Genomic DNA, 15,937 nt, shown 5'->3' with positions numbered 1-15,937 from the left:
GCGGCGCGCAGGGTCGCGCTCAGGCGCGCCGCCTCGTGCGGCGGCAGCCGCAAGGTGGTGCCGTCGTCGAGGAGCGCCCCGTTCACTTCGCCCCGGCGCCCGTGCAGCAGGGCGGCGATGCGCCCGCTCAGCACGGTCTCGTCGGCGGCCGGCTCCGGCGGTCCGAGGGTGACGAGGGTGGCGCCGGTCGCCTCGTTGCGGATCGAGGCGCCGTCGACGAGGGGCAGCGCCCGGGCGCGCATGCCGCGCACCGAGACCGCGTCGCCCGGCCGGACCGTGAACACCACGGCGCCGGAAAGCCGCGGCGGCAGCTTCACCTCGGTGCCGTCGGTGAGGATCAGGCCGTCGACGTCGCCGCGGGGGGTGAGCGTGTACTGCTTCACGATCCCCTTCGTCTCCGGCAGGGTGCCGGGATCCCAGACCGAATTGTCCTGCGCCGCGGCCGGTCCGGCCGCGAGGATCACGGCCGCGAGGCCTGTCGCCCGAAGGCGGGGCTTGCCTGTCGTCATGGGGGTCGCTCGTCTGCGCCGGCGTGCGGCCGGCTCACGCCCCTCCTGTCAACTCCCGTGCCAAAATCTAAGTATCTGTGATTATTAAATAATCCTGCTTCAGTCGTCGGGGCCGGCGTCGGGATTCAGGACACCCTCCGTCGGGTATCCCGACACTGGGTCGTCGCGAAGCCCGTAGCGCTCGATCTTGGCGTAGAGCAGCTGGCGCTGGATGCCGAGGCTCTTGGCCGCCCGGGCGCGGTTGCCGCCGCTCTCGCGCAGGGCCCGGCGGATCATCGCCTCTTCGAGCCGCGCCACCGCCCCCGGCAGGTCGCCGTCGAGCCAGGCCGGCAGGATGTCGGGCATCCCGCTCGGAGAGCCGGACGTCGACAGGCCGAGATCCTCCGCGCCGATCACCGCGCCGCGGGCCAGCACCGCCGCCCGTTCGATCACGTTGCGCAACTCGCGCACGTTGCCGGGCCAGGGATGGCGCATCAGCGCGGCGGCGGCTTCCGCGCCGAGGCGTTTCTGCCCCGCGCCGCACACGCTCAGGAAATGCTCGGCGAGCGGCAGGATGTCGGCCAGGCGCTCGCGCAGGGGCGGCAGGGTGATCGGCACCACGTTGAGGCGGTAGAACAGGTCCTGGCGGAAGCCGCCCTCGGCCACGAGGCGCGGCAGATCGCGATGGGTCGCGGCCACCACCCGGACGGTCACCGGGACGGGACGGCCGCCGACCGGCGTCACCACCCGCTCCTGGAGCGCCCGCAGGATCTTGGCCTGCATCGAGGGCGGCATGTCGCCGATCTCGTCGAGGAACAGCGTGCCGCCATCCGCCTCCCGGAAGGCGCCGGGGCGATCCTGGGTCGCCCCCGTGAAGGCGCCGCGCAGGTGGCCGAACAGCTCGCTCTCGAGGAGGTCGGGAGGAATCGCCGCGCAGTTCACCGGCACGAACGGCCCGGCCTGCCTGCGGCCATGGGCGTGGAGGGCGCGGGCCGCGACCTCCTTGCCGGTGCCGGTCTCGCCCTGGAGCAGCACCGTCGCGTCGCTGTCGGCGGCGAGGCCCACCGCCTTCTGCACCCGCCGCATCGCCTCGCTGGAGCCGATCAGGGCGGAGGCCGGCGCCGGGGCGGGGACCTCCGGCGCCTGGGAGGCCGACAGGGCCAGCATGCCGCCGAGGAGTCCGGCGAGGTCCGCCCGGCCGACCGGTTTCGTCAGGTGGTCGTAGGCGCCGAGCCGCATCGCTTCGATGGTGTTCTCGGCGCTGGCATAGGCCGTCAGCACCGCGACCGGCGGCGGCCTGGGCCCGGCGCGCAGGCGCTGGAGCACCGCCATCCCGTCGAGCTCGCCCGGCATGCGCAAGTCGAGGAGCACCGCGGCAATCGCCGGACCGGCGGCGAGCCGGGCCAAGGCCTCCGCCCCGGAGGCGGCCAGGACCGGGTGGTGGCCGAGATCGCCCACCGTCTCGGCGAGACCCTCGCGCAAGGCGGGATCGTCGTCGACGATCAGGATGCGGGCGGGCACGGTATCGCTGGGGCGGGCCATGGCAGATCGAGCTCGAAGGTCGCGCCGGGACCCGTCGCCTCGGTGCCTGTCCGACGGGGAGGTGGGGCGGCGAGCCGCACCTGTCCACCATGGGCGCGGGCGATCTCGCGCACGATCGCGAGGCCGAGCCCGGTCCCGTCCGGGCGGCCGGTGATGAAGGGCTCGAAGAGCCGGCTCCGCACCGCCTCCGGCACGCCGGGGCCCTCATCCGCCACCCGGATCCGCACCCTCTCGCCGTCCCGGTCCCCTGAGAGCCGTACCGTGCCGCCCGCCGGGCTGTGCTGGATCGCGTTGAGCACGAGGTTGTCGAGGGCGCGGCGGATCTGCGCCTCGTCGAGGGGAGCCCGCTCGGGCGGCGCCTCCTCCACCACGATCCGCACGCCCTGCGCGCGCGCGAGGTCGTCGTGGAGGTGGGCGCAATCGTGCAGGAGGCGGCCGAGATCGGTGGGCGCCGGGGTCGGCCGCCGCGTCTGGGTCAGGCTCAGGAGATCGCGCAGCAGCCGGTCCAGGCGGGCGACCTGATCCAGCACGAGGTCGAGGGCGGCCCGGGCCCGGGCCGGGTCGGGGCTCGCCAGCGCGTTCTCGGCCTTGAGCCGGATCGCCGCCAGGGGGTTGCGGATCTCGTGGGCGATGCCGGCCGCGAGCTGGCCCACGGCCGCCAGGCGCTCGGCCTCCGCGGCGCGGTGGCGGGCGGCGGCGAGGCGGGTGCCGGCGGCATTCAGCGCCTCGACCAGCCGGTCGAGTTCGCGCAGGCCGGTCGCCCTCAAGCGGGGCAGCTCGCCTTCCTCCGTCTCGCGCCCGAGCTGGCCTTCGAGCCGGGCGATGCGCCGCCCGAGCACCAGGAGCAGCCGCCCGAGGAGCAGGGCCGAGCCGAGCACGGTGGCGGCCAGGAAGCCGAACCCGGCGAGGAGCTGGCCGTAGGCCCGGCCCTGGTCGGTATGGACCCGCGCCATGGTCCAGGCCGTCGCGCCCTGGATCGGGCCGCGCAACGGGCAGCCCTGCACCACCAGGGTCTGGGTCTGCGACACGCGCCGCGTCGCCACCGGCCGCTCGGCGCTCAGGGCCTCGGCGTTGATGCGCCGGATCGTGTCGATCTCGGCCGAGGGCAGGTCGGTCTTCGGTCCAGTCCCCTCGTAGGTCGGAAAGGCATAGGCCGCCGCGCCGCCGGCGGCGGTCCAGATCCCGCCCTCCACCCCCGGATGGGCGGCCAGCGCCGTCACCACCACGTCGGTGAGCTGGCGCTTCAGGGTGTCGTCGGGGTCGGTGACGCCGCCGCTCCAGCCGGTCCCGAAGAAGGCGAACCGGTCGCCGATCTCGCGGCAGGCGCGGGCGACCTGCAGCTCGGCCTGGGCGACCTGCACCGCGGCCGACTGGGTGTAGAACTCGACCAGCAGGTAGGCCGTGGCCGCCGCCGAGGCGAGGAGCAGGATCCAGAGGGCGAGGAGGTGGGCGCGGAGGGAGTGGAGGCGGGAGGGCATGACACGGCTCATAGACCTGGACGCAGCCCGCGATCGGCAACCTGACTGCCCGCACCCGATCGTTCCCCATGGAGGAGGACGCATGCATGCGCGGCCTGCCGGATCAGTGTAACCCGATCCCTTTCACGGCGAACGGGCCGCGTTCCCTCGGGAAGCGGCCCGTCGATCACCTCACCTCAGACCGTCGGCTACCGGCGACGGCTCGGCACCAGGGCCGGGCCGCCGCGGCAGCCGTCGCCCGTCAGCTGCACCCGGTGGTGCTCCCGCACGTGTCGCACTTCAGGCAGGTCCCGTTCCGCACCAGCGTGAAGTTGGCGCATTCCGGGCAGGCCTCGCCGACATAGCCCTTCATCTTCGCCTCGGCGCGGCGGTCCGAGACGCTGCGGCCGGCGATCGCGGGATCCGGCTTGGCGAAGGGGAGGGCATCCGCCAGGGCCTCGACCTTGCCGGCGAGCGTCGGCTCGGTCTTGAGCGCCACCGAGCCGCGCACCGCCAGGACGGTGCCGCCGGCCGGAGCCGATTGCCCCGTGCCCGGCGCCGCGACGCCGGGGGTGGCGCCGCCGGGACCGCCATGGATCAGGGTCAGCCGGTCGCCGGAGCCGCGCAGCAGGCCGCGGGAGACGACGTTGTTGGCCGGCACCGAATCCGAGGTCGCGGGCTTCGCCGGGGCGACGCCGCCGGTCACCGTCGTGCCGATCTCCGAGAGGTCGACATGGGCGAGGTCGTTACGGCCGAGATACGAGATCGCCAGCTCGCGGAACACGTAGTCGAGGACCGAGGTGGCGTTCTTGATCGCGTCGTTGCCCTGCACGAAGCCGGCCGGCTCGAAGCGGGTGAAGGTGAAGGCGTCGACGTACTCCTCCAGCGGCACGCCGTATTGCAGGCCGAGCGAGACCGAGATCGCGAAGTTGTTGATGAAGGCCCGCAGCGACGAGCCCTCCTTGTTCATGTCGATGAAGATCTCGCCCAGACGCCCGTCGTCGTACTCGCCGGTGCGCAGGAAGATGGTATGGCCGCCGATCTTGGCCTTCTGGGTGTAGCCCTTGCGGCGGGTCGGCAGCTTCTCCTGGGAGCGCAGGCGCTCGACGCGCTCGACGATCCGCTCGACGATCTTCTCCGCCACCGCGGCGGTCTTGGCGGCCGCCGGCAGCGCCTGCAGCGCCTCGACCGCATCCTCCTCGTCGTCGGCCTCGTCGCTGATGAGGGCGGCGTTGAGGGGCTGCGACAGCTTCGAGCCGTCGCGGTAGAGGGCGTTGGCCTTCAGCGCCAGGGTCCAGGACAGCCGGTAGGCGTTCTTGCAATCCTCGACCGTGGCGTCGTTCGGCATGTTGATGGTCTTGGAGATCGCCCCCGAGATGAAGGGCTGCGCCGCCGCCATCATGCGGATATGGCTCTCGACCGAGAGGTAGCGCTTGCCGATCCGGCCGCACGGATTGGCGCAGTCGAAGACCGGGTAATGCTCAGCGCGAAGGTGCGGCGCGCCCTCGAGCGTCATCGCCCCGCAGACATGGACGTTGGCGGCCTCGATGTCCTTGCGGCTGAAGCCGAGGAAAGACAGCAGGTCGAAGGACGGGTCGGCGAGCTTGTCCGCCGGCACGCCGAGGGACTTGGTCAGGAAGTCCTCGCCGAGGGTCCAGCGATTGAACACGAACTTGATGTCGAAGGCCGATTTCAGGCCCGCCTCGACCGCCGCGATCTTCTCGTCGGTGAAGCCCTTGGCGCGCAAGGAGCCGGGGTTGATCGCCGGCGCCTGGCCGAGCGAGCCGTGGCCGACGGCATAGGCCTCGATCTCGGCGATCTCGGCCTCGCGGTAGCCCAGAGTCCGCAGGGCGTCCGGCACCGCCCGGTTGATGATCTTGAAGTAGCCGCCGCCGGCGAGCTTCTTGAACTTCACCAGGGCGAAGTCGGGCTCGATGCCGGTGGTGTCGCAATCCATCACGAGGCCGATCGTGCCGGTCGGCGCGATGACGGTGGCCTGGGCGTTGCGGTAGCCGTGCTCCTCGCCGAGCGCGAGCGCCCGGTCCCAGGCCGTCTTGGCGCGCTCCACCAGCTCGCCCTGCGGGCAGCCGGCATGGTCGAGCGGCACCGGGTTGGTGTTGAGGAACTCGTAGCCCGCCGCCTCGCCGTGGGCCGCCCGGCGATGGTTGCGGATCACCCGCAGCATCGCGTCGGCGTTCTCCTCGTAGGCCGGGAAGGGCCCGAGCTCGCGCGCCATCTCGGCCGAGGTGGCGTAGGACACGCCGGTCATGATGGCGGTCAGCGCACCGGCGAGCGCCCGGCCCTCACGGGAATCGTAAGGCAGGCCCATGGTCATCAGGAGGCCGCCGATATTGGCGTAGCCGAGGCCGAGGGTCCGGTACTTGTAGGAGAGGTCGGCGATCTCGCGGCTCGGGAACTGCGCCATCAGCACCGAGATCTCGAGGACCACGGTCCAGAGCCGGCACAGATGCTCGTAGCCCTCGACGTCGAAGCGCTTGGCCCCGCGGTCGTAGAGCGCCAGCAGGTTCGCCGAGGCGAGGTTGCAGGCGGTGTCGTCGAGGAACATGTACTCGGAGCACGGGTTCGAGGCCCGGATCCGCCCACCCACCGGGCAGGTGTGCCAGTCGTTCATCGTGGTGTTGAAGTGCAGGCCCGGATCGGCCGAGGCCCAGGCGGCCTCCGCGATCTTGTCCCACAGCTCGGCCGCCTTCACGGTCTTGGCCGGCTTAGCCGTCGTGCGCTGGGTCAGGGTCCAGTCCGCATCCGCATCGACGGCGCGCAGGAAGTCGTCGGTGAGCGAGACCGAGTTGTTCGAGTTCTGGCCGGCGACCGTGAGGTAGGCCTCCGAATCCCAGTCGGTGTCGTAGATCGGGAACGAGATGTCGGTGTAGCCCTGGCGGGCATACTGGATCACCCGCTTGATCGCGGCGTCCGGCACCATCGACTTGCGGGCGGCCTTCACCTCGCGCTTCAGCGCCGGGTTGCGCTCGGGGTCGAAGCAGGCGTCGCCGGCGGCCTCGCAGTTGACGCAGGCCTTCATCACCGCCTTGAGGTGCTTCGACACCACCTTCGAGCCGGTGACGAGGGCGGCGACCTTCTGCTCCTCCTTGACCTTCCAGTCGATGAAGGCCTCGACATCCGGATGGTCGATGTCGACGATCACCATCTTGGCGGCGCGACGCGTCGTGCCGCCGGACTTGATCGCGCCGGCGGCCCGGTCGCCGATCTTGAGGAAGCTCATCAGGCCCGACGACTTGCCGCCGCCGGCGAGCTTCTCGTTCTCGGCCCGCAGGCGCGAGAAGTTGGAGCCGGTGCCCGAGCCGTACTTGAACAGGCGGGCTTCCCGCACCCACAGGTCCATGATGCCGCCCTCGTTCACGAGGTCGTCGGCGACGGACTGGATGAAGCAGGCGTGGGGCTGCGGGTGCTCGTAGGCGGTGGCGGACTGGGTCAGCTCGCCGGTCCTGTAATCGACGTAGAAGTGGCCCTGCGCGGGTCCGTCGATGCCGTAGGCCCAGTGCAGGCCGGTGTTGAACCATTGCGGCGAGTTCGGCGCCACCATCTGGCGGGCGAGCATGGCGCGCAGCTCGTCGTGGAACGCGGAGGCGTCCTCCTCGCTGGTGAAGTAGCCGCCCTTCCAGCCCCAGTAGGTCCAGCAGCCGGCGAGCCGGTCGAAGACCTGCACGGCCGAGGTCTCGGAGCCGTACCGCTCACCCTCGGGGAGGGCTTCGAGCGCCGCCTCGTCGGGCACCGAGCGCCACAGGAAGGAGGGGACGCCGTTCTCCTCGACCTTCTTCAGCGCCGCAGGCACACCGGCCTTGCGAAAATACTTCTGGGCCAGCACGTCGCAGGCGACCTGGCTCCAGGCCTCCGGCACGTCGATGCCCTCGAGGCGGAACACCACCGAGCCGTCCGGATTGCGGATCTCGCTCACCGCCTTGCGGAACGGGATGCTGGCATAGGGCGATTGCCCCGCTGTGGTGATGCGACGCTCGAACCGCATGGGATACTCTCCGGTCACGAACAGCCGGGGACCGCCCGCATGGAGGCGGGGTCCGCCGGTTACAGGGGATGGCGGGCGCTTGAGGCTCGGTGGACGAGCCCGAGCCCTGCTCGGGGATCGCCCGTCCTATGCCCCGGAAACTACCGACGCTGACGGCCACACGTCAACAACTAGTGTCGGCGGACTCCGTTCCTCCCTACATATAGTGTTAAGGGCCGGATTCCTGTGGATAGCGGCGAACCCGGGCTTAAGCCCGCGACGGGCTTGGGAGAATCACGGCGGCGCCCGCCGCCGCCCACAGCCGGCGAGGCGTCGGGCCACCGACTTGTTCACAGGTCGCCGGCGATTCCGGGGTCGGAGCGGGCCGCCGGACCGCTCCGCGCCGGGGAATCATGCTGCGGCGCGGGACACGCTGGACATCCGGGGGGCATCTCACCATAGTCCCGCGCGACGACGGGGGGCCTCCCTCCCATTCCCGGGGGCGTTAGCCCAGAGACGGTCGCGATGGCGCTGAAAGACACCCTGCTTCGGATCTTCACCTGGTGGAGCGGCTCGACCGTCAGCCTGGAATTCTACACCAAGCGCCACGGCCGCTTCGTCGGCGAGGACGAGTTCGGCAACCGCTACTACCGGGCGCAGGGCCCGCTGATCGACGCCTCGGTCGGCCCGGAGCGGCGCTGGGTGATCTATAACGGCTATGCCGACGCCTCGAAGGTCCCGCCGGGCTGGCGCGGCTGGCTCTGCCACGCCACCGACGTGGCGCCCTCCGAGGAGACCTACGTCCCGCGCGAGTGGCAGAAGCCGCACGAGGAGAACCTCACCGGCACGGTGGCGGCCTACCGGCCGCGGGGCTCGCAGCTCTCCTACGGCCAGCGACCGGCGGCGACCGGCGACTACGTGCCGTGGGTGCCGGGCGAGTAGCCCGCCCCGCCCTTTTTCCACCATCCTCCTTGTGTCTATCGCGAGCGGGCCGACAGGCCCGCGCGCCCGGGTGGATGCGGGCGCGAGAGGCCGGGCAAAGGCCTCCGAACTTCGAGCCGGGAGCGATTGGGTTTGAGCCGCATGACCGCACGACGCGCCGCGGGCGCCTTCCTGCTCCTTCGCGGTGTCGTTCTGGGCGGCGCCGTGCTGGGCGGCGCGCTCGCGTCCGGTCCGGCCCGGGCCGACAAGATCCGCAACCCGACCGCGGTCTTCTCCGGCCTCGACAAGATCACCGGCCGCATCGTCTCCTTCGAGGTGGCGGTGGACGAGACGGTGCAGTTCGGCGCGCTCCAGCTCACCCCGCGGGTCTGCTACACCCGCCCGCCGACCGAGAGCGCCAAGACCACCGCCTTCCTGGAGGTCGACGAGGTCACCCTCGAGAACAAGTACCGGCGGATCTTCACCGGCTGGATGTTCGCCTCCAGCCCCGGCCTGCACGCGATCGAGCACCCGATCTACGACGTGTGGCTGGTCGACTGCAAAGGCGGCACCGACATCGTGGCCGAGCCGAAGGAGCAGGAGGACGCGCCGGTGGCCGCCGCCAAGCCCGAGGGCCGCAAGCGCCGCGAGCAGGCGCGCGGCGGCGAGGAGGCGCCCCGCGCCCGCCAGGTCAACCGCCAGGGCCAGGTCGATGTCGAGCCGCTGCGCGGCACCCCGGTGCAGCCGCGCCAATCGCCGTCGCGTCGCTTCTTCCCGACCAATGACGGCCCGATGCCGGCCGGCGCCGACCCGATGAACCCGAACCCGCGCTGAGGCGCGGGCCGGTACGGCTCGCCTCCGCAGCGCCGCTCCACCGACGGCGTCGGTCGGGAGGTTGCCCGGCCGTTCCGCCGTCTCACGCGACTTGGGACGTCTCACGCGACTTGGGAGTTGGGCGGAAGCTTGCATTCCGGCGGCCGTGCCACGGCCGGGAGTTCGGGCGTCCGAGCCTGCCCTCAAGCGGGGACAGAACCTGCGTTCCGTCCCACGACAGGCCGCCGCTTCCGACATCGAGACACCGACCCTGCCGGACCTGCCGCCGGATCGATGATGGATCGAGGGGAAGAGGGCGGGGCTCGGGGCCCCGCCCCCCCTCAATCGATCCCGAACAGCCGTTCCAGAAAGTTCTTGTCCTCCCGGGTCGGCCCGCTGCGCGGCGCCGGCTGGCGCGACGGGGCCTGCCCACCGCCGACGAGGTCGTCGATCAGGCCGCCGAGCGTCTGCGGCTCGGCGGGGCTCGCCGCCGCCACCGCGTTGCTGCCGCGGCGCCAGCGGGCCGCACCCGGCAGGGCCACGGTCTTGTCGCCGCGCAGACCCGCCACCATCACCCGGTTCCAGACCTCGACCGGCAGGTTGCCGCCCGAGACCCGCTTCGTCGGCTCACCGTCGTCGTTGCCGAGCCAGACTCCGGTGACGAGCGTCCCGGAGAAGCCGACCACCCAGGCATCGCGAAAATCCTGGCTGGTACCGGTCTTGCCGGCGAGGTCCCAACCCGGAATGTCGCCCTTCTTGGCGGTGCCGCTGACGAACACCTCGTGCATCATGGCGTTCATCATGCCGACCGCCCCGGGCTCGATCACCCGGCCGAGGCCGCTCGGGCCGCGCTTGTAGATGGTGCGGCCGTCGACGGTCTTCACGCTGGCGATCACGTAGGGGATCACCCCCATGCCGCCATTGGCGAAGGCCGCGTAGGCGCCGACGAGCTCCAGCGGCGTGACCTCGGAGGTGCCGAGCGCGATCGAGGCGTTGGCCTGGAGCGGGGAGGTGATGCCGAGGCGCTGCGCCGTCTGCACCACCGCCTTCGGGCCGACCTCCATGCCGAGCCGCACCGCCACGGTGTTGAGCGAGTGGGCCAGCGCGTCGCGCAGGGTCACCGGCCCGCTGTAGTTGCGCGAGTAGTTCTCGGGGTTCCAGCCCTTGATGTTGATCGGCGCGTCCTCCCGCACCGTGTCGGGGGTCAGGCCCCGCTCGACGGCCGCGAGGTAGACGAAGGGCTTGAAGGCCGAGCCGGGCTGGCGCTTGGCGGTGGTGGCGCGGTTGAACTGGCTCTGGGCATAGTCGCGCCCGCCGATCAGCGCCCGGATCGCCCCGTCCGGCCGCATCGACACCACGGCGCCCTGGCCGACATTGTAGCGCACGCCCTTCTGGTTCAGCTCGTCGACCAGCGCCCGCTCGGCCACCGCCTGGAGGGCCGGATCGACCGTGGTCTGCACCGAGACGTCGGTCTCGATCTTGCCGACATAGTCGTCGAGCACGTCCATCACGAGGTCGGCAACGTAGTTGGCCGAGCCGCCGCCCTTCGCCCGGGCGGGCTTGGCCGGCTGGGCGAGCGCCACCTTCACGTCGGCGGGCTTGGCGAAGCCCAGCTCCTGCATCGCCGCCAGCACCTGGGCGGCGCGTCCTTGCGCCGCCGCGAGGTTGCGGTTGGGCGCGAGCCGGGAGGGCGCCTGGACCAGGCCGCCGAGCATCGCGGCCTCGGCCAGGGTCACGTCCTTGGCGGGCTTGGCGAAGTAGCGCTGCGCGGCCGCCTCGACGCCGTAGGCGCCGGCGCCGAAGTAGACCCGGTTGAGATAGAGTTCGAGGATCTCGTCCTTGGTGTATGTGTGCTCCAGCCAGAGCGCCAGGATCGCCTCCTGGATCTTGCGCGAGGCGGTGCGTTCCTGGGTCAGGAAGAGATTCTTGGCGAGCTGCTGGGTCAGGGTCGAGCCGCCCTGGGCGACGCCGCGGCGGGTCAGGTTCTGGCCGATGGCGCGGGCGATGCCGATCGGGTCGATGCCCAGATGGCTGTAGAAGCGCCGGTCCTCGATCGCCACGAAGGCGCGGGGCAGGTAGGGCGGCAATTCGCGGATGCTCACCGTGCGCCCCCCCGTCTCGCCCCGGTTGGCCAGCAGCGAGCCGTCGGCGGCCAGGATGGCGATGTTGGGCGGGCGCTTGGGCACCGCGAGCTGGTCGATCGGCGGGAGCTGCGAGGCGTGGTAGGCCACGATGCCGGCGATCGCCACCAGGCCCCAGAGGCCGAGGATCACCGTGCCGTAGACGAGGCGCCCGAGGAACGAGCGCCGCCGGCGCCGCGGCGCGGGCGCCGCCGCGTGGGCGGACCTCCTCGGAGGCGCCTTGCCGGATCCCTTGCCGGATCCCTTGCCGTTTCCTTTGGCCACGCCGCCCCCCGCCCGGTCGCCGCGCGAGAGGCGCAGGTCGAGGGCCGCCGGATCCCCGGGCCCATCCGCCTCGAATCGCGGCTCGACCCGACCCGTCCGCTCGCGTCCCTTCGCCATCCTGCCGAGTTCCCCCTCGCCCCGGACGAGCCGGTCCGCGCGGGGCATTCAAGAGACGCTAAATGAGGCGGGTTTAAGGGCCGTTAACCGAAATTTTTTCGAGACATTCTCGTGACTTAGGCAGGCATCCGGCGGGCTGCGGCAAGCCGCGCCGGGAACGGCGCATCTCCGCAGGCGTTGCGGGGGCTCTAACAAGGAGCCGACATGTTGCACCTGCTGGTGGCGGACGGGAACGACCGGGCCGGCCGCGAGACGCATCTCACGGTCTGCGACAAGACCTCGGCCGAGACCTATGCGGGCATCCTGCGGGCGCTGGCCCCGGACGCGCTCTGCCACCTCGTCGCCCCGGCCGACGCCGATGCGGTGCTGCCCCGGGCGCTCTCCGATTGCGACGCCCTGGTCCTCACCGGCTCGACCCTGCACGTGGAGGAGGGCGGGCCCGCCGTGACCCGGCAATGCGACCTGGTGCGGGCGGCGCTGGCGCAGGGACTCCCGGTCTTCGGCTCGTGCTGGGGCGTGCAGGTGGCGGCGACGATCGCCGGGGGCCGGGCCGCCCGCAACCCGCGCGGGCCGGAATACGGGCTCGCCCGCGCCATCAGCCGGACGGTGGAAGGGGCGTGCCACCCGCTCCTCGACGGCCGCCCGCCGGCCTGGGACGCCCCGGCGATCCACGACGACGCCGTCATCGTGCCGCCGCCGGGCAGCACCGTGCTCGCCGGTAACGACCGGCTCGACGTCCAGGCGATCGAGATCCGCCTCGGGGAGGGGGTGTTCTGGGGCACGCAGTACCACCCCGAACTCGACCTCGACGAGGTCGCGGCGATGCTGCGGCTCTCCGCCGGGGGCGTGGTGGAGGCGGGCCTGTGCCCCGACGAGGCGTCGCTCCACGCCTACGCGGACGCCCTGCGCGACCTGCACCACGACCCGGAGGGACGGCCCGACCTCGCCTGGCGCCTCGGCCTCGCCGCCGAGGTGCTGGTGCCGGAGCGGCGCCGGCGCGAGATCGGGAACTTCCTCGACCGCCTCGTGCGGCCGGCGGCGGAGGGGCGGCGCTGACGGCGCCTCAGCCCGTCCGGGCCGAGGCGAGGTGCGGCGCCGGGCCGGGCCGCTCCTCGCCGACGAGGTGGAAGGCGGCGGGCCGCCGGAACAGGAACCGGGCCGGGCCGTTGCGGACCAGCCGCTCGATCCCGAGGGGCACCGCCACGGCGGCCACGGTCACGAGCAGCGAGACGAGCCCGACATCGTCGATGAGCCCGCTGCGGACGAGGGCCGTGCGCAGGGCGGCCATCGGCAGGAAGAAGGCGAGGTAGATCACGATCGAGCGCTCGCCGCAGGCCCGCAGGGCCGCCGTGACGGGACCGCCGGCCCGGGTCAGCAAGGCGGCTGCGCTCACGATGGCGAGCGCCCCGGCGGCCCCCAGCACCAGGCTCACCCCCGGCAGGCTCGCCAGGTTCGGGCGGGAGGCGAAGCCGGAGGGCGCGAAGACGAGAATGCCCTCGACCAGGGCCCAGACCGCGAGGCCGAGGAGCGCGAGGCCGGCCCGCGCCCGCACCGCGTCGGCCAGGGCGAAGATGCGCGCCGCGAAGACGTAGCCGGCCACGAAGTAGACGAAGCGCTCGCAGAACTCGTCGACGAGGGTCGAGCCGGTGTTGATCGGGGCCAGCTGCAACAGGGCCGCGCCGATGAGCAGCACGGGGACGGGAACCCGGCGCAGGAGCTTCACGGCGACGGAGAACACCGCCAGCAGGTAGATGAACCACAGCGTCGAGTAGGGCTCGACCAGGCCGTGGGCGAGATGGGCCAGGAAGGCGCCCGGGCCGGCCCCCTCGGTGATCTGGCCGTACTTCACCGCCGACTGGAGCACCAGCCACAGCAGGTAGAAATACGCGAAATGGACGATGCGCCGGTCGGCGAAGAGCCGCCAGTCGCGGTCGACGACGCGGCCGACGAACAGGCCGGACAGGAGGAAGAAGTCCGGGATCCGGAACGGTTTGGCGAAGTCCACGATGAGGTGCATGAAGCCCTCGCCCCCCATCGCCTCGCCGACCCCGAGGGTGGAGTGCATCATCACCACCAGGATGATGCAGATGCCCTTGGCGACGTCGACCCAGGCGAGGCGCCCCGCCTGCGGCGCGGCGCGCGGGCGGACCGGATCGTCCGGCCGGACCGAGAGGGCGGGTTTGGTGCTGGGGCGGGCGGACATCGGCGTCTCCACGAGCGAGGCTTGAGGCTCGCAGGGAGACGTAAAGATCGGGGCGAGGCTGGCCGGTCGAATCGTGAGAAGATTCGCAGCGATCGATTCACCGTCCTTCAGAACGCCCGGCCGTTCTAGCGGTAGCTCCGCTTGGTCTCGCGCCGTGTCCGGGTCATCCGCGTCGCGGCGTGGAAATCGTCGGGCTTGGTCCGCACCCAGGTGAGAAACCGGGCGATCTCGGGCTCGGCCCGCAGGCTCTCCACGTCGCTGAGGCGCCGCGCCAGCTCCGCCTCGCTGTGGCGGGCATGGATCGCCGAGTGGCAGATCTGGTGCAGCTGCACCGTCTCGCCGTGAGTCCCGCCCTTCAGCTTCGGCGTCAGGTGGTGCCGGCTCTGGCGGGCACCGGGCGGGATCGGCCGCTCGCAGAGCGGGCAGATCACCGATTCGCGGGCGTTCGGGCCGTGAGTGGAGGGGTCGTCGTCGCGCCAGCGCCGGTCACGGCGTCCCAAGACAAGCTCCTGAAAGGCAGGGGTGATCGTCCGTATCTGGGTCGCGGCGTCGGCGCGTTTCAAGGTCGGGGTCGGGATGCCGCAGCGTCCCCGTCCACCGGCTGCGATTGACAAACGTTACGCCCCACCCGACAGTCGCCCCGTTACCGAGGGGGGCCCCGCCAGCAGGGGCTGAGATTGGACGAGCGCGCGTCCTGACCCTTGAACCTGATCCGGTTCGTACCGGCGGAGGGACGGGAACCTGCCATGACCGACGTTGCCCGTGCGTCCTCGGCCCGTGCGTCCTCGCGCCTCGAGGCCGGATCGTCTCCCTGGGAGGGATCCATGAACGCACCCATCCTCGCGAAAGATCTGCCGAAGAGCGTCACCACCGGGCCGGTCACCGGCTCGGTCAAGACCTATGCGTCGCCGAAGGACCGCCCCGACATCCGGGTGCCGTTTCGCACGATCGCCCTGACCGACCCGGCCGAGGCCCCGGTGCGGGTCTACGACCCCTCCGGTCCCTACACCGAGGCGGGGGCCCGCATCGACCTCGCGGCCGGGCTGCCGGAGATTCGCGCCGGCTGGGTCGCGCGCCGCGGCTACGACGCCGTCGCACCCCGGGCGGTGAAGCCGGAGGATAACGGCTTCGTGCCCGAGGACAGGCTGGTGGCGCCGTGCCCGGCCGCCCGCACCGTGCGCCGGGGTGCCCCGGGCCAGATGGTCACCCAGTACGAGTTCGCGCGGGCCGGGATCGTCACCGACGAGATGATCTACGTGGCGCATCGCGAGAACCTGTGCCGCGAGGCGATGCTGGCGGGCGCCGAGAGCCAGCTCGCCGACGGCGAGAGCTTCGGGGCGGCGATCCCGCCCTTCATCACCCCGGACTTCGTGCGCGACGAGGTGGCGCGCGGGCGAGCGATCATCCCGGCCAACATCAACCACACCGAACTCGAGCCGATGGCGATCGGCCGCAACTTCCTGGTCAAGATCAACGCCAATATCGGCAACTCGGCCGTGACCTCCTCGGCGGCGGAGGAGGTCGAGAAGATGGTGTGGGCGATCCGCTGGGGCGCCGACACCGTGATGGACCTCTCCACGGGCCGCAACATCCACAACATCCGCGGCTGGATCCTGCGCAACGCCCCGGTGCCGATCGGCACGGTGCCGATCTACCAGGCGCTGGAGAAGGTCGGCGGCGACCCGCTCAAGCTCGACTGGGAGGTGTTCAAGGACACGCTGATCGAGCAGGCCGAGCAGGGGGTGGACTACTTCACCATCCATGCCGGCGTGCGCCTCGCCCACGTGCCGCTCACCGCGCGCCGGGTCACCGGCATCGTCTCGCGCGGCGGCTCGATCATGGCGCGCTGGTGCCTCGCCGGGCACCGGGAATCGTTCCTCTACGAGCGCTTCGAGGAGATCTGCGACATCTGCCGGGCCTACGACGTGTCGTTCTCGCTGGGCGACGGCCTGCGCCCGGGCTCGATCGCCGATGCCAACGACGCGGCGCAGTTCGCCGAACTGGAAACC

At 71.8% G+C, this 15,937-nt stretch carries 11 protein-coding genes and 1 riboswitch; of the genes, 4 read left to right on the top strand and 7 right to left on the bottom strand.

Annotated elements, in window-relative coordinates; all coding sequences use genetic code 11:
• From VQ03_RS08065 to VQ03_RS08050, 4 genes are all read right to left on the bottom strand, one after another.
• On the bottom strand, positions 1-509 hold a 509-nt coding region (locus VQ03_RS08065; protein WP_048450367.1), incomplete at its 3' end, for a hypothetical protein.
• Positions 510-608: 99 nt separating this feature from the next.
• Positions 609-2,030: a sigma-54-dependent transcriptional regulator gene (locus tag VQ03_RS08060; RefSeq protein WP_048450366.1), complete on the bottom strand. Its 1,422-nt coding sequence runs from the start codon at positions 2,028-2,030 to the stop codon at positions 609-611.
• Positions 1,991-3,508, bottom strand: a complete 1,518-nt coding sequence (locus VQ03_RS08055; protein ID WP_048450365.1) for a sensor histidine kinase — start codon at positions 3,506-3,508, stop codon at positions 1,991-1,993. Before VQ03_RS08055 ends, VQ03_RS08060 begins: the two co-directional genes overlap by 40 nt.
• Positions 3,509-3,749: 241 nt before the next feature.
• On the bottom strand, positions 3,750-7,490 hold the full coding sequence (locus VQ03_RS08050; RefSeq protein ID WP_048450364.1) for a vitamin B12-dependent ribonucleotide reductase: 3,741 nt from the start codon (positions 7,488-7,490) through the stop codon (positions 3,750-3,752).
• A 504-nt stretch (positions 7,491-7,994) separates the two neighbouring features.
• Here VQ03_RS08050 and VQ03_RS08045 point away from each other — a divergent pair.
• On the top strand, positions 7,995-8,411 hold the full coding sequence (locus VQ03_RS08045) for an NADH:ubiquinone oxidoreductase subunit NDUFA12 (RefSeq protein ID WP_082167603.1): 417 nt from the start codon (positions 7,995-7,997) through the stop codon (positions 8,409-8,411).
• 132 nt (positions 8,412-8,543) lie between these two features.
• Positions 8,544-9,224, top strand: a complete 681-nt coding sequence (locus tag VQ03_RS08040) for a DUF2155 domain-containing protein (protein ID WP_083467844.1) — start codon at positions 8,544-8,546, stop codon at positions 9,222-9,224.
• 320 nt (positions 9,225-9,544) lie between these two features.
• Here the strand turns inward: VQ03_RS08040 and VQ03_RS08035 are convergent, their stop codons facing one another.
• On the bottom strand, positions 9,545-11,725 hold the full coding sequence (locus VQ03_RS08035) for a transglycosylase domain-containing protein (protein ID WP_048450362.1): 2,181 nt from the start codon (positions 11,723-11,725) through the stop codon (positions 9,545-9,547).
• Positions 11,726-11,929: 204 nt separating this feature from the next.
• Here VQ03_RS08035 and VQ03_RS08030 point away from each other — a divergent pair, with 204 nt between their 5' ends.
• Positions 11,930-12,781: a type 1 glutamine amidotransferase gene (locus tag VQ03_RS08030; protein ID WP_048450361.1), complete on the top strand. Its 852-nt coding sequence runs from the start codon at positions 11,930-11,932 to the stop codon at positions 12,779-12,781.
• Positions 12,782-12,788: 7 nt separating this feature from the next.
• On the opposite strand, the gene VQ03_RS08025 is transcribed toward VQ03_RS08030, so the two are convergent.
• Both VQ03_RS08025 and VQ03_RS08020 read right to left on the bottom strand, forming a co-directional pair.
• A complete protein-coding gene (locus VQ03_RS08025; protein ID WP_048450360.1) occupies positions 12,789-13,928 on the bottom strand; it encodes an acyltransferase family protein in 1,140 nt (379 codons plus the stop codon).
• Positions 13,929-14,053: 125 nt separating this feature from the next.
• On the bottom strand, positions 14,054-14,428 hold the full coding sequence (locus tag VQ03_RS08020; RefSeq protein ID WP_048450359.1) for a restriction endonuclease: 375 nt from the start codon (positions 14,426-14,428) through the stop codon (positions 14,054-14,056).
• 139 nt (positions 14,429-14,567) lie between these two features.
• A riboswitch (TPP riboswitch) is annotated at positions 14,568-14,679 on the top strand.
• 73 nt (positions 14,680-14,752) lie between these two features.
• Here VQ03_RS08020 and VQ03_RS08015 point away from each other — a divergent pair.
• Positions 14,753-15,937, top strand: a 1,185-nt coding sequence (locus VQ03_RS08015) for a phosphomethylpyrimidine synthase ThiC (RefSeq protein ID WP_048450358.1), incomplete at its 3' end; no start/stop codon positions are given.

The organism is Methylobacterium tarhaniae (genome assembly GCF_001043955.1).
GTDB classification, from domain to species: domain Bacteria; phylum Pseudomonadota; class Alphaproteobacteria; order Rhizobiales; family Beijerinckiaceae; genus Methylobacterium; species Methylobacterium tarhaniae.
The sequence above is the reverse complement of the archived record's forward strand: the minus strand, read 5'-3'. Positions and strand labels throughout refer to the sequence as shown.

What these genes read in the sequence shown, in the direction of transcription:
- VQ03_RS08060 (WP_048450366.1), bottom strand. Translation starts at nt 2,030, where the DNA reads ATGGCCCGCCCCAGCGATACCGTGCCCGCCCGCATCCTGATCGTCGAC.
- VQ03_RS08035 (WP_048450362.1), bottom strand. Translation starts at nt 11,725, where the DNA reads ATGGCGAAGGGACGCGAGCGGACGGGTCGGGTCGAGCCGCGATTCGAG.
- VQ03_RS08050 (WP_048450364.1), bottom strand. Translation starts at nt 7,490, where the DNA reads ATGCGGTTCGAGCGTCGCATCACCACAGCGGGGCAATCGCCCTATGCC.
- VQ03_RS08045 (WP_082167603.1), top strand. Translation starts at nt 7,995, where the DNA reads ATGGCGCTGAAAGACACCCTGCTTCGGATCTTCACCTGGTGGAGCGGC.
- VQ03_RS08055 (WP_048450365.1), bottom strand. Translation starts at nt 3,508, where the DNA reads ATGCCCTCCCGCCTCCACTCCCTCCGCGCCCACCTCCTCGCCCTCTGG.
- VQ03_RS08030 (WP_048450361.1), top strand. Translation starts at nt 11,930, where the DNA reads ATGTTGCACCTGCTGGTGGCGGACGGGAACGACCGGGCCGGCCGCGAG.
- VQ03_RS08025 (WP_048450360.1), bottom strand. Translation starts at nt 13,928, where the DNA reads ATGTCCGCCCGCCCCAGCACCAAACCCGCCCTCTCGGTCCGGCCGGAC.